At 60.7% G+C, this 22,787-nt stretch carries 21 protein-coding genes; 4 read left to right on the top strand and 17 right to left on the bottom strand.

Translation table 11 applies throughout. The features are described 5' to 3' along the window. Positions 1–11: 11 nt before the first annotated feature. The 8 genes from KW848_RS09745 to KW848_RS09710 all read right to left on the bottom strand — a co-directional run bounded on the left by KW848_RS09745 (position 12) and on the right by KW848_RS09710 (position 9,635). Positions 12–434, bottom strand: a complete 423-nt coding sequence (locus tag KW848_RS09745) for a hypothetical protein (protein ID WP_218536673.1) — start codon at positions 432–434, stop codon at positions 12–14. Positions 435–519: 85 nt separating this feature from the next. Further along, a complete protein-coding gene (locus KW848_RS09740; protein ID WP_218536672.1) occupies positions 520–1,086 on the bottom strand; it encodes a phosphonate degradation HD-domain oxygenase in 567 nt (188 codons plus the stop codon). Beyond that, a complete protein-coding gene (locus KW848_RS09735) occupies positions 1,086–2,219 on the bottom strand; it encodes a TIGR03364 family FAD-dependent oxidoreductase (RefSeq protein WP_218536671.1) in 1,134 nt (377 codons plus the stop codon). Before KW848_RS09735 ends, KW848_RS09740 begins: the two co-directional genes overlap by 1 nt. 124 nt (positions 2,220–2,343) lie before the next feature. Beyond that, positions 2,344–3,369, bottom strand: a complete 1,026-nt coding sequence (locus KW848_RS09730) for a putative 2-aminoethylphosphonate ABC transporter substrate-binding protein (protein WP_150659029.1) — start codon at positions 3,367–3,369, stop codon at positions 2,344–2,346. Between the two features lie 51 nt (positions 3,370–3,420). After that, positions 3,421–5,145 (bottom strand): putative 2-aminoethylphosphonate ABC transporter permease subunit, encoded by a 1,725-nt coding sequence (locus KW848_RS09725; protein ID WP_218536670.1) that lies wholly within the window; start codon positions 5,143–5,145, stop codon positions 3,421–3,423. Next, entirely contained in the window at positions 5,145–6,221 is a 1,077-nt protein-coding gene (locus KW848_RS09720; protein ID WP_218536669.1) for a putative 2-aminoethylphosphonate ABC transporter ATP-binding protein, read from the bottom strand. The genes KW848_RS09725 and KW848_RS09720 overlap by 1 nt, the downstream gene beginning before the upstream one ends. 248 nt (positions 6,222–6,469) lie before the next feature. After that, entirely contained in the window at positions 6,470–7,333 is an 864-nt protein-coding gene (locus KW848_RS09715) for a LysR family transcriptional regulator (protein ID WP_218536668.1), read from the bottom strand. Positions 7,334–7,349: 16 nt separating this feature from the next. Beyond that, the gene (locus KW848_RS09710) at positions 7,350–9,635 is read right to left on the bottom strand and encodes a heavy metal translocating P-type ATPase (protein WP_218536667.1); all 2,286 of its coding nucleotides are present in this window, start codon (positions 9,633–9,635) and stop codon (positions 7,350–7,352) included. An 85-nt stretch (positions 9,636–9,720) separates the two neighbouring features. Between KW848_RS09710 and cadR the strand changes: the two genes are divergently transcribed. Next, entirely contained in the window at positions 9,721–10,170 is a 450-nt protein-coding gene (gene cadR / locus KW848_RS09705; protein ID WP_056738877.1) for a Cd(II)/Pb(II)-responsive transcriptional regulator, read from the top strand. Between the two features lie 124 nt (positions 10,171–10,294). Here cadR and KW848_RS09700 read toward each other — a convergent pair whose 3' ends face one another. The 3 genes from KW848_RS09700 to KW848_RS09690 all read right to left on the bottom strand — a co-directional run bounded on the left by KW848_RS09700 (position 10,295) and on the right by KW848_RS09690 (position 12,985). Then, the gene (locus KW848_RS09700) at positions 10,295–11,266 is read right to left on the bottom strand and encodes a thymidylate synthase (RefSeq protein WP_111448410.1); all 972 of its coding nucleotides are present in this window, start codon (positions 11,264–11,266) and stop codon (positions 10,295–10,297) included. Between the two features lie 48 nt (positions 11,267–11,314). Further along, a complete protein-coding gene (gene lgt / locus KW848_RS09695) occupies positions 11,315–12,121 on the bottom strand; it encodes a prolipoprotein diacylglyceryl transferase (protein WP_111448409.1) in 807 nt (268 codons plus the stop codon). Between the two features lie 81 nt (positions 12,122–12,202). After that, positions 12,203–12,985 carry a sulfite exporter TauE/SafE family protein gene (locus KW848_RS09690; RefSeq protein ID WP_033053392.1) on the bottom strand — a complete coding sequence of 261 codons (783 nt, stop codon included), beginning with the start codon at positions 12,983–12,985 and terminating at the stop codon, positions 12,203–12,205. Between the two features lie 120 nt (positions 12,986–13,105). Between KW848_RS09690 and KW848_RS09685 the strand changes: the two genes are divergently transcribed. Beyond that, positions 13,106–13,852, top strand: a complete 747-nt coding sequence (locus KW848_RS09685) for an NRDE family protein (RefSeq protein WP_218536666.1) — start codon at positions 13,106–13,108, stop codon at positions 13,850–13,852. A 108-nt stretch (positions 13,853–13,960) separates the two neighbouring features. On the opposite strand, the gene ptsP is transcribed toward KW848_RS09685, so the two are convergent. Both ptsP and KW848_RS09675 read right to left on the bottom strand, forming a co-directional pair. Further along, entirely contained in the window at positions 13,961–16,240 is a 2,280-nt protein-coding gene (gene ptsP / locus KW848_RS09680; protein ID WP_111448407.1) for a phosphoenolpyruvate--protein phosphotransferase, read from the bottom strand. Positions 16,241–16,262: 22 nt separating this feature from the next. Further along, entirely contained in the window at positions 16,263–16,742 is a 480-nt protein-coding gene (locus KW848_RS09675; RefSeq protein ID WP_008150514.1) for an RNA pyrophosphohydrolase, read from the bottom strand. A 143-nt stretch (positions 16,743–16,885) separates the two neighbouring features. Between KW848_RS09675 and KW848_RS09670 the strand changes: the two genes are divergently transcribed. Continuing rightward, positions 16,886–17,542 carry an HAD family phosphatase gene (locus KW848_RS09670; RefSeq protein WP_218536665.1) on the top strand — a complete coding sequence of 219 codons (657 nt, stop codon included), beginning with the start codon at positions 16,886–16,888 and terminating at the stop codon, positions 17,540–17,542. Positions 17,543–17,663: 121 nt separating this feature from the next. Here the strand turns inward: KW848_RS09670 and KW848_RS09665 are convergent, their stop codons facing one another. Further along, a complete protein-coding gene (locus KW848_RS09665) occupies positions 17,664–18,089 on the bottom strand; it encodes a DUF2269 domain-containing protein (RefSeq protein ID WP_192409070.1) in 426 nt (141 codons plus the stop codon). A gap of 39 nt (positions 18,090–18,128) precedes the next feature. After that, a complete protein-coding gene (gene ilvA / locus KW848_RS09660; protein ID WP_192409068.1) occupies positions 18,129–19,643 on the bottom strand; it encodes a threonine ammonia-lyase, biosynthetic in 1,515 nt (504 codons plus the stop codon). A gap of 304 nt (positions 19,644–19,947) precedes the next feature. On the opposite strand from ilvA, the gene rpiA reads away from it, so the two are divergent. Next, positions 19,948–20,622: a ribose-5-phosphate isomerase RpiA gene (rpiA, locus tag KW848_RS09655; protein WP_111448403.1), complete on the top strand. Its 675-nt coding sequence runs from the start codon at positions 19,948–19,950 to the stop codon at positions 20,620–20,622. A 126-nt stretch (positions 20,623–20,748) separates the two neighbouring features. Here the strand turns inward: rpiA and KW848_RS09650 are convergent, their stop codons facing one another. Then, entirely contained in the window at positions 20,749–21,666 is a 918-nt protein-coding gene (locus KW848_RS09650) for an SdiA-regulated domain-containing protein (protein WP_218536664.1), read from the bottom strand. Positions 21,667–21,795: 129 nt separating this feature from the next. Continuing rightward, positions 21,796–22,728 (bottom strand): SdiA-regulated domain-containing protein, encoded by a 933-nt coding sequence (locus KW848_RS09645; protein WP_218536663.1) that lies wholly within the window; start codon positions 22,726–22,728, stop codon positions 21,796–21,798. Between the last annotated feature and the right edge of the window lie 59 nt (positions 22,729–22,787).

Genomic DNA, 22,787 nt, shown 5'->3' with positions numbered 1-22,787 from the left:
CGTTCCCGGGTTTATACGCCGAGCTTCAAAAACTCCCCCGCCATCGAGGCGACTCGTCGCCGATCCGTGCGATCCGCGCGTCCGTCATTGTCCACATCCGAACTCAGTATCACCTCCAGTCCACCATCGTTATCAAGATCGTGAGCCGCAGCTTTATAAGCAATCTTCTGCCCCTCGTGAAAATGTAGCCGCACCGTTTCAGGTGTGCCGTCAGCGGATGGATTCTGCAAGAAGATGCGCAAGTGCCGCTCCTCACCTTCACCCTCGTTGAACCAGGCGCATTTCAAATAGGTTTTGCCGAGCGACCTGAGTTGTTGCCGATCTGCATCCGTCGTCTCACGCTGCAACCGATCAGCGTCATGGAATTCAAAATGAACGGTATCTGCCGAGCCCTTCCCGCTTCGATCCTGTGCAATCACTTTCAAATAACGCATCCGTGCGCTTCCTTGCGAAAAGCCCAGATTGAACCGCTATCGCAAGCCCCTCCATCCGCCGTTTCTCAATTGCCTGTGAGACAACTCATTGCGCCTCGCGGGACAGTAGACCGACCGCTTTGCGTTTCAACACCTCCAGATCAATCACCGGCACCGCCATCTCCTTCGCCAACTCATCCCACTGGCGCATGCGCAGACTGACCTCGCACAACGGATCCTGCTCGAAGGCTTCTGTCTCTTCAGCGGTCATCACACCGCCCTGATACTCCAGCGTTCGACGGCTGGCTTCACTCAAGCGCTCGTAGTAACCCGGTTCTTTAAGTGTCAAATAACGCTTGGCCTGAACGTGGTACTCCACCAGCCGCGCCATGCGCTCACTGAAACCTGCACGGCGTAAATAATCCGCGCCCAGGCGCTCGTGACTGACCACGCCGAAGCCGCCCATGTTCTCGGCACTCTCTGCGCAGATATGCCCGATGTCGTGGAAGAACGCGGCCAGCACCACTTCGTCATCGAAGCCCTCGGCCATGGCCAGTTCGGCGGCCTGGGACATGTGCTCGATCTGCGACACCGGTTCGCCGATGTAATCGCTGTCGCCAAAGCGCTCGTACAGACCGAACACCTCGGCGATCACTTGCTCATTGCGGTCCATCAATGCTCTCCCAACAACGTTGCTAGGTTGTGTTCAGCCATCGCCGGCCCGACGCTCATGCCGACACCCGTGTGCATCAGCGCCACGCTCACGCCCGGCATCGGCCGCAGGAACGAGAACGGCCCCGGACCACGAGAACCATAGACGCCTTGCCAACGTTCGACCACTTGCACCCTGCAACCCAGGGTGTGTTCCGCGAGTTCAAGCATCCAGTTATCCACCTGCTCAGCGTTGAACGGCGACGGGTCGCTGCCGTAATGGTGGGAGTCGCCGATGATCAATTCGCCATACGGTGTCGGGCTGATCAGCAGGTGAATACCGTTTTCATGCAGGTGCGGCGCATCGCGCTGGATTTGCGCCTGTACCGCCGCCGCTTCCGGCAGATCGGCGAAGGCGCCGTAGTGCACGCAGCTCAAACCGGTGAGCAACGCGTGTTGCAGGTTGAGGTTGATTTGCGGTCGGGCCCGAAGCATTTGCAGGCGGCAGATTTGCGGGTTGAGTTCAGCGATCGGCTCGGCCAGCAGCGTCTGATAATCGTGGCCGGAACAGACGATGATCTGCTCGGCACTGAAGGATCCGGCGGTGCTGTGCAAGCGGCCGGGCTCGATGTCGCGCACGAGGGTGGAGAAGTGAAACGTGACACCGAGTTCGCGGCGCAGGTAGTCGATCAGCGCTGGAATGGCTTCACGGGAATACAGTTGCTGATCGTCCATCCCGTGCAACGCGGCGCGGTGATGGCTGAACTGGCCGCGGTACACATCGCGCAATGCAGCGCCACGCAACAGGTCGACGCGGTAACCGTGTTCCACGGCGCGACCGGCGCAGAAGGCTTCCAGCAGGTGTTCTTCGGCTTCGGTGCGGGCAAACAGGTATGAGCCGTTGCGCTTGAGTTGCAGGCCGGCGAGTTGCGCCCATTGGCCCCAGATCTCGCGACTGGCTTTGGCCAGTTCGAGCATCGGGCCCGGTGGTTGGCCGGTGACCAGGGCCTGGCCGAAGTTGCGCACCGAGGCGCCCAAAGGCGTTTCGCTGCGTTCGAAAACGGTGACTTTCAGACCGCGCCGGGCGGCGGCGTAGGCGTGGGACAGACCGAGAATGCCGGCGCCGACGATCAGCATGTCGTTGTGGTGTGTCATGGAGAGATGTCCTGAATTCGAAGCCGCCTTCGCGGGCAAGCCCGCTCCCACAGGGTCCGTGGTGTTCACAAAACCTGTGGGAGCGGGCTTGCCCGCGAAGGGGCCCTGTCAGCCGATGAAGATCTTACTTGGCAGCCACTTTCTCGGACTTGCCGTCATAGCGCTTGCGCCATTCGGTCAGGATTTCGTCGCGATTCTTCGACGCCCAGGCGAAGTCGTTCTTGATCAAACGCTGCTCGTAGTCGGCCGGCAATTCGGTCTGCGGCTTGGCGATACCCGGTTGCGCGAGCACGGCGAAGTTCTCTTTATAAAGCTCCATCGCTGCCGGGCTGGCGGAGAAGTCAGCCAGTTTCTTCGCCGCTTCTTCGTGCGGTGTGCCCTTGATCACAGCCGTCGCTTCGATCTCCCAGCCCAGGCCTTCTTTCGGCAGGATGATGTCCAGTGGCGCGCCTTGGCGTTTCAGCTGAACGGCCGGGTATTCAAAGGAAATACCAATCGGGAATTCGCCCGCCGCCGCCAGTTTGCAAGGCTTGGAACCGGAGTGAACGTACTGGCCGATGTTCTGGTGCAGGTCGTCCATGTACTGCCAGCCCTGCTTTTCGCCGAAGGTTTGCAGCCAGGCGCTGACATCGAGGAAACCGGTGCCGGACGAGGCCGGGTTCGGCATCACGATCTTGCCTTTGTACTCAGGCTTGGTCAGGTCCTGCCAGCTCACCGGTTTGCTCAGGCCCTGCTTCTCGGCTTCGACGGTGTTGAAGCAAATAGTCGCGGCCCAGACGTCCATGCCGACCCAGGCTGGCGGGTTGGCGGCGTCGCGGTAGTTGCCGCCGATCTTGCCCAGGTCCTTCGGCGCATAGCTTTGCAGCATGCCTTGCTGATCAAGAATCGCCAGGCTTGAAGCCGCCAGGCCCCAGACCGCGTCAGCCTGCGGGCGAGCTTTTTCGGCCAGCAGCTTGGCGGTGATGATGCCGGTGGAGTCGCGCACCCACTTGATCTCGACGTCCGGGTTGGCTTTTTCGAAAGCTTCTTTATAGGTCTTCAGTTGTTCGGCTTCGAGGGCGGTGTACACCGTCAACTCGGTTTTCGCCGCGAAGGCGTTCAGGCTGAAAGCGGTGAGGACAGCAGCGGCCAGGGCCAGGGGCTTGAACATGATCTTTTCCTGTTTTTGAGTTGAGGGGCTTTCGGTTTTAGGAGCAGCGAATCAATGACCAGGCGCGGTCTGCCGCCAGGCCTGGGAACGACGCAACAAACCGCGCGAAGCCCAGGCCAGCAGCAGGGACACGCCCGCCGAGGTGAACAGAATCAGGGTCGACATCGCCGCTGCGCCGCCGACGTTGCCGGCGTCGTCCATGTTCAGCACCGCCACCGCCGCGAGGATGGTGTCGGGCCTGTAAAGGAAGATCGCTGCCGAGACGGTGGTCATGGCCGAGACGAACAGGTAGCGCACGATGTCCAGCAGCGCCGGCAGGCAGATCGGCACGGTGACGCGCAGGTAATGCCGATACAGCGGCGCCTTGAGCGACAGCGCGGCGGCTTCGAACTCGGCGTCGAGTTGGCGCAGTGCGGTGGTGGCGGTCATTTGCGCGGTGGTCAAATAGTGAGCAATGGTGCAAACCACCAGCAGGGTCATGGTCCCGTAGAGCACATGCAGCGGGTTGCCCGTGAGGTTGAAGAAGAAGACATAACCCAGGCCCAGCACCAGACCCGGCACCGCCATCGGTACGAAACTGAGCATGCGCAGTGTCAGATTCAGCCCTCGTTGGCCCTTGGTTTTTTCCATCAGGTAGGCGCCGGTGAAGATCAGCACGCTGCCGATCAACGCCGTGCATAAGGCCATCTTCACGCTGTTGCCATAGGCCAGCCAGCCACCGCCCGCGGTGTCGTTGAACTGGTAATGATTGAGCGACAGCGACAGGTTGTACGGCCAGAATTTCACCAGTGACGAATACACCGCCATGCCGAACACCAGCAGCAACACCGCGCAGATCAGCAGCACGATGGCCAGGTAGCAACCGTCCCGTAGTTTCGACGGCGCCGGTTGAAAGACCTGCGCCCGACCGCTCATGGAATCGCCGTGACGCCGACGCAACCAGGCATCGACACCGAAGCTGAACAGCGCCGGCAGCAGCAGGACCATGCCGATCAACGCGCCGCGACCGAATTGTTGCTGGCCAACCACGGCTTTGTAGGCTTCCAGCGCCAGCACCTGATAATCGCCACCGACCACCACGGGCACGCCGAAGTCGGTGATAGTCAACGTGAAGACGAGACAGAACGCGGCGAACACGGCCTGACGCGTCGCCGGCCAGGTAATGCTGCGGAAGGCTTTTGCCGGACTCGCGCCCATGCTGGAGGCGGCATCGAACAGTCGCGCATCCGCCAGGGACAGCGCCGACAGCAGAATCATCAGCGCGTGTGGGAAGGTGTAGATAACCTCACCCAGAACAATGCCCCAGAAGCCGTAGATATTGTCCGAAAGCAAACCGCGCAACATGCCCTGGTTGCCGAACAGATAAACCAGCGCAATGCCCGGCAACATCGACGGCGCCATCAGCGGCAACAGAGACATGCCGCGCCAGATACCTTTACCCGGAATCAATGTGCGTTGCAGCGCGTAGGCAAACAGGTAGGCCAGCGGTACGACAATCGCCGCCACGCTGAGGGAAACTTTCAGGCTATTGCCGAGCAACCAGTGGAAATTGGCACTGGTCAGCAATTCACGGGCGGCCACCAGACCGCCGCCCTGCCCGGCTTCCGAACTGAAACCGCGCCAGAAGATCGCCAGCAACGGCATCAGTACCGCGACGCCGAGCAACACCAGTAACAGGACCTTGCCGCCGACCACGAACACCCGGTCGCCGATCTCGGCACGGGAGGTCTGCCGAACCTGCTTGTGCGGGATCGGCAGCGCGAGGTTCGCGCTCATCAGGCAAACACCTGCAGGCTGCGCGGAGGCAAGGCGACCATGATCTGTTGCGCGCCAAGACGCGGCATGGCTTCCGGCGCCAGTTCCGCCAGCAATGCATGACCCGGCAGTTGATCGAGTTCGAAGCTCATGCGGCAGCGGTTGCCGAGAAAGGTGATTTCGCGAACCTTGGCCGGGAACAGGTTTTCTTCATGCACGGGCGGGTTGACGCTGATCGCTTCCGGGCGGCAAAACAGACGACCCGATGCGGCGTTGCCCGAATCGGCGGCCAGGCGCATGTTCATCCCGCCGACCTGGGCGTGGCTGTCGCTGCTGCGCTGGAAGGGCAGCCAGTTGCCCTGGCCGACGAACTCCGCCACAAACGGTGTGGCCGGGCGGTCGTAGATTTCCTGCGGCGTGGCGTATTGCTCGACCTTGCCGTTGTTCATCACGGCGATGCGGTCGGCCATCAGCATGGCTTCGTCCTGATTGTGGGTGACCATCAGGGTGGTGATGCCGAGGTTGCGCTGCAATTGGCGCAGTTCGGTGCACAGGTGCTCGCGGACCCGGGCGTCGAGGGCCGACATCGGTTCGTCCAGCAGCAGCAACGAAGGTGCCGGCGCCAATGCCCGAGCGAGTGCGACGCGCTGCTGTTGGCCGCCGGACAATTGGCCGGGGTACTTTTTCTCACTGCCGATCAGGCCGACCAGCTCCAGCATCTGACCGACACGTTTGCGCACTTCATCGCGACCACTGCCGGCGAGGCCGTAGGCGATGTTCGCTTCGACGGTGAGATTGGGGAACAGCGCGTAGGACTGAAACAGAATGCCGTAGTCCCGAGCCTGAGGCGCCAGGTGGGAAACGTCGCGATCGCCGAGGTACAACTCGCCGCTGTCCTGCTTCTCAAGACCGGCGATGCAGCGCAATAAAGTGGTTTTGCCGCAGCCCGACGGACCGAGCAGACACACCAACTCACCGGCCGCCACGTCGAGGGACACGTTATCCAGCGCGGTGAAGGCGCCGAAGCGTTTCTGCACGCCGCGCACTTTCATCGGCGCGCCGGGGTTGGTCAGGGCAGTTGCGATCGAGTGGTTCATGGACAGGCCTCATCAAGCAGATGAAGGCCATCCTAGGTTTGTAATGCGTCCGTCATGTGGCGGTGAGGCAAAAACGGCTGATAGTGGTATTCGGGGATTTTGGTTGGGGGGTTCAGGTTCTGTGTTGTTTGATCTGGCGACTTCGCGAGCAAGTCGAATCGTCGCACCGCCGCTCCCACATTTTGGAATGCGTTCCCCCTGTGGGAGCGGGCTTGCTCGCGAAGAGGCCGGCACAGTCACCGCAGGACTTAAGCCGGGGCCATTTCCTGCGCCAACCCCAGAAACGCCGCCGGCAGCCGTGCGCCTTTTCGCTCTTTGAGGCAGTACAAGTACTCGGGAATCTGCGGCGCATTCTCGATGGTCAGCACGCGCAGTTGCTGATCGTGCGGCACTTCCTGCCGGGCAATGATGCTGATGCCGATGTTGCGCAACACCGCCTCACGGATCGACTCACGGCTGCCAATCTCCAGCAGCGGCCCGAAACTCACCCCGGCGCTGGCCAGCAATTCCTCGGTCAGACGTCGAGTGGTCGACCCCGATTCGCGCATCAATAACGTATGCCCGGCCAACGCACTGAGCGGCACATGGTCGTGGACCGCCAGCGGATGATTGCGATGCACCGCCAGCACCAGCGGATCGCTGCCGAGCACCCGGCGAATCAGCCGTGCATCGTCGAGCAACTGCGACGACGCCGCGACATCCACCCGATAATCCTCCAGCGCTTCGAGTACCTGCTGGGAGTTGCCGATCTCCACTGACACTTCCACCTGCGGCAAGCGCTCGCGGAAGGTCTTCACCAGATCGAGGATGTAATACGGCGCAGTCGCGGCAATGCGCAACGTGCCTTGGACCTGACCGCTGTTACGCAGGAAAAACTCGATGTCGGCTTCCTGCTGCAACAGCACCTTGACCATCGGCAACAGCCGCGCACCTTCATCGCTGACGCTGAGGCGGCGGCCGCCACGGTAGAACAGTTCAACCGAGTACTGACTTTCCAGATTGCGAATCTGCGTGGTCACCGTGGGTTGGCTCAGGCCGAGCTTTTTCGCCGCCAGGGTAATGCTGCCCAGGCGAGCAACCATGTAAAACGCCTTCAGCTCGGCACTCAGCACACCCTTCCCCCATCGCTTATTTGCGCAACAGGCGCAAACCGTTAAACACCACCAACAGGCTCACGCCCATGTCGGCGAACACCGCCATCCACATGGTGGCGATCCCGGCGAAGGTTACCCCAAGAAAGATCGCTTTGATGACCAATGCCAAGGCAATGTTCTGTTTGAGGATGCTTGAGGTTTGCCGTGACAGCCGGATGAAGGTCGGGATCTTGCGCAGATCGTCGTCCATCAGGGCGACATCGGCGGTCTCGATGGCGGTATCGGTGCCCGCCGCCGCCATGGCAAAACCGATCTCGGCTCGCGCCAGCGCCGGAGCGTCGTTGATGCCGTCGCCGACCATGCCGACGTTATGGCCCCGCGCATAAAGGGCGTCGATGGCTTGCAGCTTGTCGGTCGGCAGCAGATCGCCCTTGGCCTCGTCGATGCCGACTTGCGCGGCAATCGCCTGAGCGGTGTGGACGTTGTCGCCGGTCAGCATCAGGGTTTTGATGCCCAGCTCGTGCAGTTGCTGGATCGCCTCGCGGCTGGACTCTTTCACGGTGTCGGCCACAGCGAACAGCGCCAATGGACCGGATTTGTCGAGCAGCAGCACCACGGACTTGCCCTGTTTCTCCAGCGCGAACAGCTTTTCCTCCAGCGCAGGCGAGCACAGGTTCAGTTCTTCCACTAAACGGTGATTACCCAAGTGGTAAACCTGACCGTTAATTTCGCCGCGCACTCCGCGACCGGCCAGTGCCTCAAAGTTATCCACAATCAGCGGTGCGAATTGTTTATCCACAGCCGCGTTGGCGATGGCCAAGGACACCGGGTGATCGGAGCGACCGGCCAGCGCCGCCGCAATCGCCGGGGCTGATGCGTCCGCGGTTGGATCAAGCGACAGGTAATCGGTCTGCACCGGTTTGCCGTGCGTGATGGTGCCGGTCTTGTCCAAGGCCAGGTAATCGAGCTTGTAACCGCCCTCCAGATAGACGCCGCCCTTCACCAGAATGCCTTTGCGCGCCGCCGCCGCAAGGCCGCTGACGATGGTCACCGGGGTGGAAATCACCAGCGCACATGGGCAGGCGACCACCAGCAACACCAGCGCTCGGTAGATCCAGTCGAACCATACGGCGCCCATGAACAGCGGCGGGATTACCGCAACGGCGAGCGCCAGGATGAACACCGCCGGGGTGTAGATTTTCGAGAAGCTGTCGACGAAACGCTGGGTCGGCGCCCGCGCGCCCTGGGCCTGTTCCACGGCGTGGATGATTCGCGCCAAGGTCGAGTTGTTGGCCGCCGCGGTTACCGAGTATTCCAGGGAGCCAGACTGGTTGATGGTGCCGGCGAAGACTTTATCGCCGATGGTCTTCTCCACCGGCAGGCTTTCACCGGTGATCGGCGCCTGATCGATGGTTGAACTGCCCGACACCACTTCACCGTCCAGACCGATCCGCTCGCCGGGACGTACCCGCACTCGTGCCCCCAACTCGATGGCTTTGACCGGCTGCAAGACCCAACTGCCGTCGGCCTGCTGCACCGTGGCCTGTTCCGGGGCCATCTGCATCAGGCCACTGATGGCATTGCGCGCCCGGTCCAAAGACTTGGCTTCGATCAACTCGGCCACGGTGAACAGGAACATCACCATCGCCGCTTCCGGCCATTGACCGATCAGGATCGCGCCGGTCACCGCGATGCTCATCAGCGCGTTGATGTTCAGGTTGAGGTTTTTAAGTGCGATCCAGCCTTTTTTATAGGTGCCGAGGCCGCCGCTGAGGATCGAGATCAGCGCGATGACCGCCACCACCCAGTTTGGCGCAGCGCTGGTGAAGTGGATAACTTCGGCGACCAACGCGCCAACACCCGACAGCGCCAAGGGCCACCAGGGCTTTTTCTCGGGCGCCGGTGCTGGCAGTTCAGCGCCCTGCTCCAGCGGCTCGGCCTGCATGCCGAGGGACTTGATCGCGTCGATGATCGGCGCAGTGCTCGGCAGGTCATGAGTGACACCCAACACGCGGTTGATCAGGTTGAATTCCAGTTGCTGCACGCCCACGAGTTTGCCGAGTTTGTTCTCGATCAGCGTCTGCTCGGTCGGGCAATCCATGGCGTCGATGCGGAAATTGCTCAGTCGCGCGCCGGCGGTTGTGGTTTCACTCAATTTGATCAGCGACGGTGCCACCACTTTGGCGGAACAGCAGGAATCCCCGTGGCCGCCATGCTCATGCTTCTGTACAGGCTGCAGCTTGTGGCTGTGATCGTGATCGTGATCGTGATCGTGATCGTGATCAGCCTCGGGTTTGTGCGTGTGAAGGGAATCGCTCATTGGGTCGCGTCCGGAAAGGTGCCTGTTGCCAAGTAAAGACCCTGTAGCCACTATAGGGTCAAGCATCCTTTTGGAGATTGTCGTCATGAAGATCGGAGAACTGGCCAAACTCACCGACTGCGCCGTGGAAACCATTCGCTACTACGAGCGCGAAAACCTGCTGCCGGAGCCGGCCCGCAGCGACGGCAACTACCGCGTCTACACCCAGGCCCACGCCGAGCGCCTGACGTTCATCCGCAACTGCCGAACCCTCGACATGACGCTGGAAGAAATCCGCAGCCTGCTGGCCCTGCGCGACAGTCCGCAGGATCAGTGTGAAAGCGTGAATGCGTTGATCGACGAACACATTCATCACGTGAAGGCGCGAATTGATGGGTTGATGGCATTGCAGACACAGCTGCTCGACCTGCGCCAACGTTGCAGCGAAGGGCCGGATATCGATCAGTGCGGGATTTTGCAGCGGTTGGAGGTCAGTGGCGGGGTTGTGGCGACGGAGGTTGAGCATTCCCATGTTGGCCGCAGTCACGGCCATTAAGCACACCACAAAACCCTGTAGGAGCCGAGCTTGCTCGCGATAGCGGTTAGTCAGACACATCAATGTTGAATGTGCTGCCGCCATCGCGAGCAAGCTCGGCTCCTACAGGGTCTGCGGTAGTTCTTTAGACCGCCATCGGCGCGGTCATTGGGGCGTGGTGCTCGTAGCCTTCCAGCGAAAAATCGCTCGGTTCGATCAACTCCAGCCACTCCGGCTGATAAACACCGGTCTTGGCAAACTCAGGTACACGGTCGCTGATCACCAGTTTCGGCATCGGGAACGGTTCGCGCTTGAGCTGTTCATTGAGCATGTCCAAATGGTTTTCATAAACGTGGGCATCACCAATGAAATAGGTGAACCAGCGCGGCGTGTAGCCGGTCAGGCGACCGATCAAGCTCAGCAGCGCGGCGCCTTCGGTGAGGTTGAACGGCGTGCCCAGGCCCAAATCATTGGAGCGGATGTACAGAGTCAAAGAAATCTCTTTGGTCTCCACATTCGGGTGGAACTGGTACAGCAAATGGCACGGCGGCAAGGCCATTTCATCAAGTTGGGCCACGTTCCAGCCGTGGAACAGGATGCGGCGGCTGCCTGGGTCTTTGATGATGGTGTCGACACACTGGCGGATCTGGTCGATCGCCTTGTACAGCACCACGTAAGCCTGGCCGTCTTCTTCGCCTTCGGCGATCTGGCGGTAGCCCTGATTCAGGGTCTGCTCGATGGCGGCCTGGTTGCTGACCGGGATCTGCTTGTATGCCGGCCATTTGCGCCATTGCACGCCGTAGATCTCGCCAAGGTCGTCTTCGCCCTGACGGAACGGATTGGCCAGCCACTGGGCGTTTTCGTTGGCGTTCTGATCCCAGACCTTGCAGCCCAGCGCACGGAACTCGGCGGCGTTGTTCACCCCGCGCAGAAAACCGCACATCTCGCCGATAGCCGATTTGAAGGCCATTTTGCGGGTGGTGATCGCCGGAAAACCTTCCTTCAGGTCATAACGCAGCATCGCGCCAGGGAAGCTGATGGTGTTCACGCCAGTGCGGTTGGCCTGTTTGGTGCCGTTCTTGATGACGTGGGCGACCAGTTCGAGATATTGCTTCATGAGTTACCTGTGTCCTTGAACCCGGGACCGTCGCCCCGGGGTTCGAATTTATACAGCCGCCGCTGGAGCCGCCGGTGCACGGTGATACGCCAGCCAGATCAGGTACAGACCGCCGACGATCATCGGTACGCACAGCACCTGACCCATGGTCAGCCAGTTCCAGGCCAGATAGCCCAGTTGCGCGTCCGGTACGCGGACGAATTCGACGATGAAACGGAAGATGCCATAGAACAGCGCGAACATCCCGGACACCGCCATGGTCGGCCGCGGCTTGCGCGAGAACAACCAGAGAATGGCGAACAGCGCCACGCCTTCGAGCGCGAACTGATAGAGCTGCGACGGGTGGCGCGCCAGTTGCGCCGGATCGGTCGGGAAGACCATCGCCCACGGCACATCGGTGGCCTTGCCCCACAACTCGGCGTTGATGAAGTTGCCGATACGTCCGGCGCCCAGACCGATCGGCACCATCGGTGCGACGAAGTCCATCAGCTGGAAGAACGACTTGCCGTTCTTTTTACCGAACCACAACGCGGCCAGCATCACACCGATGAACCCGCCGTGGAACGACATGCCGCCCTTCCACACTTCAAAGATCAACAACGGGTTGGCGATGTAAGCACTCAGATCGTAGAACAGCACATAGCCCAAGCGGCCGCCGACAATGACGCCCATCGACATCCAGAACACCATGTCGGAGAGTTTCTCTTTACTCCAGGTCGGGTCGAAGCGGTTCAACCGGCGCGACGCCAGCAGCCAGGCGCCGCCGATGCCGATCAGGTACATCAAGCCGTACCAGTGGATTTTCAGCGGACCGATGGCCAATGCCACCGGGTCGATCTGCGGGTAAGGCAGCATTGCGACTCCTCGTTAGAGTTGAAACCTTTAAAATTCCCGGGCGACGCTGTCACGCCAGGATTAAGCCAGGATTGCGCTGCGTCAGAGCAGGAAATTCAGGCCGACGCAGAACAGCAAAGCGGCGAACAGTCTTTTCAGCAACCTCGGCGACAGGCTGTGAGCCAGTCGTGCGCCGAGTCGGGCGAAGAACATGCTGGTCAGGGCAATCCCCAGCAGCGCCGGCAAATAAACAAAACCGAGACTATGGGCCGGCAACAATGGATCGTGCCAGCCCAGAATCATGAAAAATAATGCACTGGACAACGCAATCGGCAGGCCGCAGGCGGATGAAGTCGCCACGGCTTGCTGCATCGGTACGCTGCGCCAGGTCAGGAACGGCACCGTCAGCGAGCCGCCACCAATCCCGAAAATCGCCGAGGCCCAGCCAATCACACTGCCGGCCACGGTCAGACCGACTTTACCCGGTACTGTTCGACTGGCCTTGGGTTTGAAATCCAATGCCAGTTGCGCAGCGATGACCAGCGCAAAGACGCCAATGATTTTCTGCAGGTTGGGCCCGGAGATCGCTTCAGCCGTCAGCGCGCCGAAACCGGCGCCGATGAGAATACCGAGGGTCATCCAGGCAAAAATCGGCCAACGCACGGCACCGCGGCGGTGATGCTCGCGGATCGCATTGACCGAGGTAAATATGATTGTCGCCAGGGACGTGCCGACCGCCAGGTGCGTGAGGATCGACGGATCGAACCCTTGCAGCTTGAAACTGTAGACCAGCACCGGAACGATAATGATCCCGCCGCCGACCCCGAACAGCCCGGCCAGCACACCTGCACAGGCGCCGAGCGCCAGATAGAGCAGAAATTCCATGCGCATCCCCAAATGAGAGCGGCATGGTAACGGATGCATGGCCTCAAGCTCCACTGGATGGCGATGGATACCCACACGATGACTGAGTAGAGTGGGCAGAAAACACACAAGGACTGCCTTATGTGCCTGATTGTTTTCGCTTGGCGGCCGGGTCACGCCCAGCCGCTGATCGTGGCGGCCAACCGCGACGAATTCTATGCCCGGCCCAGCCTGCCGCTGGCGCAATGGCCCGAAGCACCGCACGTGCATGCTGGTCGCGACCTGGAAGCCGGAGGCACCTGGCTCGGTGTTGGCGCCCATGGACGCTTCGCCGCGCTGACCAATATCCGCGATCCGCATCAGCCGCCCGCGCGCAAATCGCGAGGTGAACTGGTCGCGCGATTCCTGGCCGGCGACATGTCGATAGATGACTACTTGACGGACGTTGTCGGACGTTCACTGGAATATGCCGGATTTAACCTGCTGGTCGGCAATGCCAACGAACTGTGGCACTTCAATGCCCGAGAGACTGAGGCGGTGATGCTGCCACCGGGGGTTTATGGGTTGTCGAACGCCGGGCTGGATACGCCGTGGCCGAAACTGCTCAAAGCGCGGGCAGCGCTGGAGGAAGTGCTGGACGATCCGCAACCCCAGGCTTTATTGGCGTTGCTGAATGATCCGCAGACGGCACCCTTTGCCGAACTGCCGGATACCGGAGTCGGGTTGGCCACCGAGACGTTGCTGTCGAGTGTGTTTATTGCCAGTCCGACTTATGGGACGCGAGCGAGTACGGCGTTGATTGTTCAGGCGGATGGGACGCGGTGGATGGTGGAGCGGAGTTTTGGGCCGTATGGCGGGCATTTAGGGGAAGTTGAGATCCGGGTTTAGCGCTGTCAGGACTGACGCCTTCGCGAGCAAGCCCGCTCCCACAGGGGATTTGCGTCGATCACAAATCCCCTGTGGGAGCGGGCTTGCTCGCGAAGGGTCCGTCAGCGTTTAGAGGGTCTTGGCCGAAGCCGGATTGATCATCCGCGCCAACCCTAGGTTCTTCAGCGCCAGTTGCAGCGAGCTGTGGATAACTTGCGGGTTGTCGATGGTCATCAATTCCGCGAGCAATTCCTTGGCCTTGCTCAGGTTGATCTGACGCAACATCCACTTCACTTTCGGCAAGTTGGTGGCGTTCATCGACAGGCTGTCGAAGCCCATCGCCATCAACAGCACTGCCGCCGCCGGGTCACCGGCCATCTCACCGCAGATACTCACTGGCTTGCCTTCGGCATGAGCGTCACGCACCACGCTCTGAAGGGCTTGCAGCACCGCTGGGTGCAGGTAGTCGTAGAGGTCGGCTACCCGCGGGTTGTTTCGGTCCACCGCCAACAGGTACTGGGTCAGGTCGTTGGAACCGACCGACAGGAAGTCCACTTGCCGCGCCAGTTCCTTGGTCTGATAAACCGCCGCCGGAATTTCGATCATCACGCCGATCGGCGGCATAGGCACGTCGCAGCCTTCGTCGCGGACTTCGCCCCAGGCCCGGTGAATCAGGTGCAGGGCTTCTTCCAGTTCGTGGGTGCCGGAGATCATCGGCAGCAGAATCCGCAGGTTGTTCAAGCCTTCGCTGGCCTTGAGCATGGCGCGGGTCTGCACCAGGAAGATTTCCGGGTGGTCGAGCGTGACGCGAATGCCGCGCCAGCCGAGGAACGGGTTGTCTTCCTTGATCGGGAAGTACGACAGCGACTTGTCGCCGCCGATGTCCAGGCTGCGCATGGTCACCGGTTGCGGGTGGAATGCAGCGAGTTGCTCGCGATAAATCGCCAGTTGCTCCTTTTCGCTTGGGAACCTCTGATTGATCATGAACGGCACTTCGGTGCGGTACAGACCGACGCCTTCAGCCCCACGCTTCTGCGCTCGCGCTACATCCGCCAGCAGGCCGGTGTTGACCCACAGCGGCATGCGGTGGCCATCGACGGTCACGCACGGCAAGTCCCGCAGTGCATCCAGCCCGAGGGCCAGTTGTTTCTCTTCCTCGACCACTTCGGCGAACTGCTTGCGCAGCACTTCGCTGGGGTTGGTGTAGACCTCGCCGTGGTAGCCGTCGACGATCATCTGGATGCCGTCGACCTTGGAATACGGCAAGTCGACCAGGCCCATCACCGTCGGGATACCCATGGCGCGCGCCAGGATCGCCACGTGGGAGTTGCCGGAACCGAGTACCGACACCAGACCGACCAGCTTGCCTTCCGGCACCTCGCCGAGCATTGCCGGCGTCAGTTCTTCGCTGATCAGAATGGTGTTGTCGGGGTAGACCAGGGTCTGTTGACGCTCTTCCTGCAAGTAAGCCAGCAAACGTCGACCGAGGTCTTTGACGTCCGAGGCGCGCTCACGCAGGTAGGCGTCGTCCATCAATTCGAAACGGTTGACGTGCTCGGCAACCACCTGACGCAACGCGCCCTGGGCCCACTGGCCAGTCTTGATCACGGTGGTGATTTCGCTGCCGAGCGAGGCATCGTCGAGCATCATCAGGTAAACATCGAACAGCGCGCGCTCTTCCGGGCGCAACTGGTTCGCCAGTTTGGCGGACAAGGCGCGCATGTCGGCGCGCACGCCTTCGATGGCAGTCTTGAACAGCGCGAGTTCGGCGGCGATGTCGGTGATGGTCTTGTCCGGCACCACGTCCAGATCGGCCGGCGGCAGCATGACCACCGCGGTACCGACCGCCGCACCCGGCGAACCCGGTACGCCGATGAACTTGGCTTCCTGGATGCCCTTGCCCTGACGGCCCAGCCCCCGAATCGAACCGGTGGCTTCGGCGTGGGCGATAACGCCGGCAAGCTGCGCGCTCATGGTCACGAGGAAGGCTTCTTCACCTTCGTCGAACTGGCGGCGTTCTTTTTGCTGAATGACCAACACGCCGACGACGCGGCGGTGGTGAATGATCGGCGCCCCGAGGAACGAGGCGTAGCGTTCTTCACCGGTCTCGGCGAAGTAACGGTAGCGCGGGTGATCCGCGGCGTTTTCGAGGTTCAGGGGTTCTTCACGCGTGCCGACCAGGCCAACCAGACCTTCGTTGGGTGCCATGCTGACTTTGCCGATCGAGCGCTTGTTCAAGCCCTCGGTGGCCATCAGCACGAAACGGTTGGTTTCAGGGTCAAGCAAGTAGACCGAGCAGACCTGGCTGCCCATGGCCTCTTTGACGCGCAACACAATAATCCCCAACGCCGCCTTGAGATCCTTGGCGGAGTTAACTTCCTGGACGATCTTGCGCAGCGTATTGAGCATGGCTCGGGGTCGAACTCCGTCGTCAGTCGCGCGATAAAAGGCGCGGGGCAAGCTCTTTGAGAGCGCGTCGATACACTTCGCGCTTGAATGTCACCACCTGGCCCAACGGATACCAATAGCTGACCCAGCGCCAGCCATCGAATTCCGGTTTACCGGTCAAATCCATCCGCACCCGCTGCTCGTTGGAGACCAGGCGCAGGAGAAACCATTTCTGTTTCTGGCCGATGCACAGCGGTTGGCTGTGCGTGCGGACCAGACGTTGCGGCAAACGATAGCGCAACCAGCCCCGGGTGCAGGCGAGAATTTCAACATCTTCGCGCTCAAGCCCCACTTCTTCGTTCAACTCGCGGTACAAGGCGTCTTCCGGCGTCTCCTGGGGGTTGATCCCGCCCTGTGGAAACTGCCAGGCATCTTGATTGATACGGCGAGCCCATAGCACCTGTCCGGCATCATTCGTGAGAATGATCCCGACATTGGGGCGGAAACCATCGGGGTCGATCACGGCAACAACCTCGCAAACGCATGTCGCCGCATTGTTCCACAAAGGTTGTGATAGCAGCAACGAGCCGGCCTACCTTATGTGCACTCTTGTGAAAAGTCCGTATTCTGAACGCCTTTCTACAGACTTTTCAGCGAGTAACTGCAATGCGGCTGGCTTTATTCGACTTGGACAACACGCTCTTGGGCGGTGACAGTGACCACGCCTGGGGCGATTACCTGTGCGAACGCGGCTTCCTCGACGCCGTCGCCTACAAGGCACGCAACGACGAGTTCTATCAGGATTACCTGGCCGGCAAACTGGATAACGATGCCTACCTGAACTTCTGCCTGGAAGTGCTCGGCCGCACCGAGATGGCCACGCTGGATCAATGGCATCTGGATTACATGCGCGATTGCATTGAGCCGATTGTGTTGCCCAAGGGTCTCGAACTGCTGGCCAAGCACCGCGAGGCGGGTGACAAGTTGGTGATCATCACCGCGACCAACCGTTTTGTTACCGGGCCGATTGCCCAGCGTCTGGGCGTCGAAACCCTGATCGCCACGGAATGTGAAATGGTTGATGGCCGCTACACCGGGCGCAGCACTGATGTCCCGTGCTTCCGGGAAGGCAAGGTCACAAGGCTGAGTCGTTGGCTGGAAGAGACCGGGCATTCGCTGGCAGACAGTTACTTCTACAGCGACTCGATGAATGATTTGGCGCTGCTTGAGCAGGTCACGAATCCGATCGCCGTCGACCCGGACCCGAATCTGCGCGCTGAAGCCGAGAAGCGTGGCTGGCCGGTAATTTCGTTGCGTGACTGATATCGCCTTCGCGAGCAAGCCCGCTCCCACAAGGTTCTGCTGTGTGACATAGATAGCATTTACAGCAGAGACCCCTGTGGGAGCGGGCTTGCCCGCGAAGGGGTCGACTCGGTCTGTAGCCTTAAACCGGCTTCGCGCCCATCAACCCCGCAATCGCGATAAAACAGACGAAGCTGAACAGTGCGATGGCGAAAGTGAGCTTGCCGCTGCCACTCGGAACAGTGCGCAGTTTGTTCAGCCGCACCAGCAACCAGAACCAGCCCAACGCCGCGACGGTGTAAAGCACACTGGAAGCCAACAACCAGATCTGCCCCAGCGGCCAGCCCACCAGATGCACCATCCACCAGCCGGTAAACGGCATGCTCAGCAGCGCCAGCCCCATCACCAGCCAGATGAACACTCGCGGCCGCTGCAATGTGCGCGCATGAGCCGTTGCGTCGCCGTTACGGCGCGTACGCCACACCCAGATCGCCAGACCCAGTGCGCTGACCAGCAGCAACACCGTCGCCACCATATGAGCGACTTTCAGGGCGGTTAACGTTTCCATTGTTCGATTTCCTTATAGCCTGGCCATCAGCGTAGCCGCTCAGCCGAGAAACAGCTGATAGGCCGGGTTGTCGCTTTCGTCCCAGTACGGGTAGCCGATTTCTTCCAGCGCTGCGGGCACCAGATGGCGTTCATCGTGAGGCACTTGCAGGCCCGCGACCACACGACCATCCGCTGCGCCATGGTTGCGGTAATGGAACATCGAGATGTTCCAGCGCCCACCGAGCTTGTTGAGGAAGTTGAACAGCGCGCCCGGACGCTCCGGGAATTCAAAGCGCAGAATCACTTCATCCACCACATGCGCCGCACGTCCGCCAACCATGTGACGGATGTGCAACTTGGCCAACTCGTTGTCGGTCAGGTCGAGCACCGGAAAACCCTGCTCCGTCAGGCTGGCAAGCAGCGCACTGCGCGGATCGTTTTCCGGGTGTGTCTGCACGCCGACAAAGATGTGCGCCTCGTTGCCGGTGTTGTAGCGGTAGTTAAATTCTGTGATCTGGCGCTTGCCGATGGCTTCGCAGAACGCCTTGAAGCTGCCCGGTTTCTCGGGAATCGTCACGGCAATGATAGCTTCGCGGCCCTCGCCCAGCTCAGCACGCTCGGCGACGTGGCGCAGGCGGTCGAAGTTGACGTTGGCGCCAGAGTCGATGGCCACGAAGGTATGCCCGGTGACGCCGCGTTGCTCGACGTACTTCTTGATCCCGGCCACGCCCAAGGCGCCGGCAGGTTCGGTGATCGAGCGGGTATCGTCGTAGATGTCCTTGATCGCCGCGCAGATTTCATCGGTACTGACGGTGATCACTTCATCGACATAGTCTTTGCAGATGTCGAACGTGTGCTGACCAATCTGCGCCACGGCGACGCCGTCGGCGAAGAGGCCCACGGTCGGCAGGATCACACGCTCGCCAGCGGCCATGGCGGCTTGCAGGCAGTTGGAGTCGTCCGGCTCGACGCCGATGATTTTGATTTCAGGCCGCAGGTACTTCACGTACGCCGCGATCCCGGCGATCAATCCGCCACCACCCACCGGGACGAAGATCGCGTCCAGACGGCCAGGGTGCTGGCGCAGGATCTCCATCGCCACCGTGCCCTGCCCGGCAATGGTGTGGGGATCGTCGTAAGGGTGGATGTAGACGTAGCCTTTTTCGTCGACCAGTTTCAGCGAGTAGGCCAGGGCTTCCGGGAACGAATCCCCGTGCAGCACCACTTTGCCGCCGCGTGAACGCACGCCTTCGACTTTGATTTCCGGGGTGGTCTTGGGCATCACGATGGTCGCTTTCACGCCCAACACTTTCGCCGCCAGGGCCAGGCCTTGGGCATGGTTGCCCGCGGAAGCAGTGACCACGCCACGAGCGCGCTCTTCATCGGAAAGCTGCGTGAGCTTGTTATAGGCGCCACGAATCTTGAACGAGAACACCGGCTGCAAGTCTTCGCGCTTGAGCCAAATACTGTTGCCCAGCCGCTCGGAGAGCTGGCGGGCAGTCTGCAATGGGGTTTCTACGGCAACGTCATAAACGCGCGAGGTGAGGATCTTTTTGACGTACTGTTCGAGCATCGGAAAGCATCACTGAGCGGGTTGGGCAGGGCCAAGGAGTCTAACCCGGCTTTCGGCTGGGCGACCACACGAATCAAGAGGTTTTAGCCTTCGCAGACACCGCAGATCCATTGTGGCGAGGGGATTTATCCCCGTTGGAGTGCGAAGCGCTCCCCAGCATTCCCCCAGATACACCGCACTCTCAGGTTTTACGACGGCTGCGCCGCCGAACGGGGATGAATCCCCTCGCCACAGGAGGTTTTAGCCCGGCATGGGGCTATAATGCCGGCCTTTCCGTTCTTCCCTTGCCCGCTTCGGAGCCCGCATGACCCAGGATCAACTCAAACAGGCAGTGGCTCAGGCCGCCGTCGACTTCATCCTCCCGAAACTCGACGACAAGAGCATCGTCGGGGTCGGCACCGGCTCCACCGCCAACTGCTTCATCGACGCACTGGCCAAGCACAAAGGCGCGTTCGACGGCGCGGTCGCCAGTTCCGAAGCCACCGCTGCCCGCCTCAAGGGCCACGGCATTCCGGTGTATGAGCTGAACACGGTCAGCGACCTGGAGTTCTACGTCGACGGCGCCGATGAAAGCGACGAGCACCTGAACCTGATCAAGGGCGGCGGCGCAGCCCTGACCCGCGAGAAGATTGTCGCGGCTGTGGCCAAGACCTTCATCTGCATCGCCGACGCCAGCAAACTGGTGCCAGTGCTCGGTGCGTTCCCGCTGCCGGTGGAAGTGATCCCGATGGCCCGCAGCCACGTGGCCCGCGAGCTGGTGAAGCTCGGCGGCGACCCGGTCTACCGCGAAGGCGTGCTGACCGACAACGGCAACATCATCCTCGACGTGTTCAACATGCAGATCACCAACCCGGTGGAGCTGGAGACGCAGATCAATGCGATCGTCGGCGTGGTCACCAACGGTTTGTTCGCGGCACGTCCGGCGGATTTGCTGCTGCTGGGTACCAGCGAAGGCGTGAAAACCCTGCGCGCCCAGTAAGCCAAACACAAAACCCTTTGTGGGAGCGGGCTTGCTCGCGAATGCGGTGTGTCAGTCAATAGAGATGTCGACTGACACACCGCATTCGCGAGCAAGCCCGCTCCCACATTGGTTTTGGGGTGTTGGTCAGGGTTGTGCTGGTTTTTTGAAGACGTAGAACAGGTTCGGCTCGCTCACCAGGTACATCGTACCGTCGTCATCCATGGCGATCCCTTCCGCTTGCGGCACCGTCTTCTGCAACCCCTGACGCCCTTTGCTCAATGACAGGGTACTCAGCGGCCGCCCGTCCACATCGAGTTCCAGAATCAGCCGCGACTCATCCGACAACGCCAACAGATGGCCGCTGCGCTCGTCGTATTGCAGGCTCGACAGGTCCGTCACGAACATCCCGGCATCGCGCTTGGGGTTGTTCACGACGTGCACCGCGTAGGATTTTTCCGGGTTGTAATGGGGAAAGCCCTGCACTTCGTAGATCAGCATCGGGTCGCGCTCCTTGGCGACAAACAACCGCTTGCCCACCGAGTCGTAAGCCAGGCCTTCGAAGCCCTTGTTGCCGCTCATGTGCACGCCAAGGGTCATCTGCTCGGCATCCGCTGCATCAAGGAACGTTGTGTCGTTCTCCAGATGAATCTTGATCAGCCGCTGCTGACGTTCGTCAGTGATCACGTACGTATCGGCGCTGATGAATTCCACGGCTTCCGGATCGCCAAACCCGATCAACGCAATGCGTCGAACAATTTGGCCGTCCAGCGACAGTTCGATCAGCTCTGAGTTTTTGTTGGTGACGGTGAACAGGCTTTTGCGCACCGGATCGAAGGTCAGCGCCGAAACATCGTTGTCCAGCCCAACAATGACTCGCGCCTCGACCGCTACCTGGTACTGATCCAGAGCGATGGACTGACCGTTCTCTGGCTGCCAAAGGGCGTGCAGGTTGAACCAGGCGCGCTCGAACAGGCGCAGGTTCTGGCCGACCGCAACCAGCGCGATCAACGCAATGACCGACAGGATCAGAATCAGGGGTTTGGGGCGGGCAAGTCGGCGCATTCGGGCAAGTTCGGAATCAGGACGGGCGGATGAAATACCACGGCAGTCTGAATTGAAGCTTAATGGCCAGTGGCCGCGGTCCCGCAGGTGTACCCCAACAGGCGACCGCGCGCCACCCTCACGGCGGGCTTATTTCTGCTTTTCGAAGCGGTAGAACAGGTTCGGCTCGCTCACCAGGTACAGCGTGCCCGCCTCGTCCATGGTCACGCCTTCAGCGCGAGGAATGGTCTTCTTCAAACCATTGAAGCCGCCCAGCAAGGTCATGAAGCTGACCTGCTCGCCCTTCTCGTCCAGCTCTAGCAACAAGTGGGAGTCGGCAGACAGCACCAGGGTGTGACCGGTGCGGCGGTCGATGGCCAGGGCCGAGAGGTTGCGGATGTCCAGTGCATCACTGGTAAGTTTTTGCTTGTCGCCGGTGAGTGTCTGGCCGTCGTTGCTTTTCCAGGAGAACAACGCCGGTGGACGCTCTTCACCCAGCAACATTTGCTGATTGCGCGAATCCCAGACAATGGCTTCGAACGCCTTGTTCTGGTCTTTCGAAGGGCCGAGGTCGTATTTCGCAAAGTTGGCGATGTTCAGCTCGCGAGTGTCGGCGTCAACCTTGACGATGGAGAGCATGTGGTCGCGCTCATCAACGATGGCCAGCAGACCGTTGCCCATCACGGTCACGCCTTCAGGATTGCTCCAGCCCACCAGCGGCATTTTGCGCAGCACGTCGCCCTGCAGTGTCAGCTCGACGAGGAACGGGTTCTTGCCCATGACCGAGAACAGGGTTTTGGTTTGAGGGTCGTACGCCAGGTCCGACGCTTCGTCCTTCTCCATGCCCGGCAGCACCTTGGCATCGATCACTGCCCGGTAATCCGGCAGCCAGATGCTCTGCTGACGTTCGGCGGGGCTTTCGAAACGCTCGCGCAACCAGAGCACGCCACGGTCATCCCAATGCATGGCAAACGCAACGCCATACGCGGCGGCGGCCACCAGCAAAAGCCAGGAATACCAACGCATGACAAAGCGCGAACGGCGGGCAGTTTTAAGCTTGGGCAGTGGTTGTTGGGTGACCATTGAGGGATGCGTTCCAGAAATTCAGGCTAAGGGTAATAGCACAATTGGGACCGGCCAAG

Source organism: Pseudomonas sp. PDM25, assembly GCF_019219045.1.
Lineage (GTDB): Bacteria > Pseudomonadota > Gammaproteobacteria > Pseudomonadales > Pseudomonadaceae > Aquipseudomonas.
The sequence above is the reverse complement of the archived record's forward strand: the minus strand, read 5'-3'. Positions and strand labels throughout refer to the sequence as shown.

Bases quoted from the DNA above. Each gene is read 5' to 3' on its own strand.
- KW848_RS09745 (WP_218536673.1), bottom strand. From the start codon at position 434: ATGCGTTATTTGAAAGTGATTGCACAGGATCGAAGCGGGAAGGGCTCG.
- KW848_RS09730 (WP_150659029.1), bottom strand. From the start codon at position 3,369: ATGTTCAAGCCCCTGGCCCTGGCCGCTGCTGTCCTCACCGCTTTCAGC.
- cadR (WP_056738877.1), top strand. From the start codon at position 9,721: ATGAAGATCGGAGAACTGGCCAAACTCACCGACTGCGCCGTGGAAACC.
- ilvA (WP_192409068.1), bottom strand. From the start codon at position 19,643: ATGCTCGAACAGTACGTCAAAAAGATCCTCACCTCGCGCGTTTATGAC.
- KW848_RS09690 (WP_033053392.1), bottom strand. From the start codon at position 12,985: ATGGAATTTCTGCTCTATCTGGCGCTCGGCGCCTGTGCAGGTGTGCTG.
- rpiA (WP_111448403.1), top strand. From the start codon at position 19,948: ATGACCCAGGATCAACTCAAACAGGCAGTGGCTCAGGCCGCCGTCGAC.
- KW848_RS09650 (WP_218536664.1), bottom strand. From the start codon at position 21,666: ATGCGCCGACTTGCCCGCCCCAAACCCCTGATTCTGATCCTGTCGGTC.
- KW848_RS09740 (WP_218536672.1), bottom strand. From the start codon at position 1,086: ATGGACCGCAATGAGCAAGTGATCGCCGAGGTGTTCGGTCTGTACGAG.
- KW848_RS09665 (WP_192409070.1), bottom strand. From the start codon at position 18,089: ATGGAAACGTTAACCGCCCTGAAAGTCGCTCATATGGTGGCGACGGTG.
- KW848_RS09735 (WP_218536671.1), bottom strand. From the start codon at position 2,219: ATGACACACCACAACGACATGCTGATCGTCGGCGCCGGCATTCTCGGT.
- KW848_RS09720 (WP_218536669.1), bottom strand. From the start codon at position 6,221: ATGAACCACTCGATCGCAACTGCCCTGACCAACCCCGGCGCGCCGATG.
- KW848_RS09645 (WP_218536663.1), bottom strand. From the start codon at position 22,728: ATGGTCACCCAACAACCACTGCCCAAGCTTAAAACTGCCCGCCGTTCG.
- KW848_RS09685 (WP_218536666.1), top strand. From the start codon at position 13,106: ATGTGCCTGATTGTTTTCGCTTGGCGGCCGGGTCACGCCCAGCCGCTG.
- ptsP (WP_111448407.1), bottom strand. From the start codon at position 16,240: ATGCTCAATACGCTGCGCAAGATCGTCCAGGAAGTTAACTCCGCCAAG.
- lgt (WP_111448409.1), bottom strand. From the start codon at position 12,121: ATGCTGCCTTACCCGCAGATCGACCCGGTGGCATTGGCCATCGGTCCG.
- KW848_RS09710 (WP_218536667.1), bottom strand. From the start codon at position 9,635: ATGAGCGATTCCCTTCACACGCACAAACCCGAGGCTGATCACGATCAC.
- KW848_RS09670 (WP_218536665.1), top strand. From the start codon at position 16,886: ATGCGGCTGGCTTTATTCGACTTGGACAACACGCTCTTGGGCGGTGAC.
- KW848_RS09725 (WP_218536670.1), bottom strand. From the start codon at position 5,145: ATGAGCGCGAACCTCGCGCTGCCGATCCCGCACAAGCAGGTTCGGCAG.
- KW848_RS09700 (WP_111448410.1), bottom strand. From the start codon at position 11,266: ATGAAGCAATATCTCGAACTGGTCGCCCACGTCATCAAGAACGGCACC.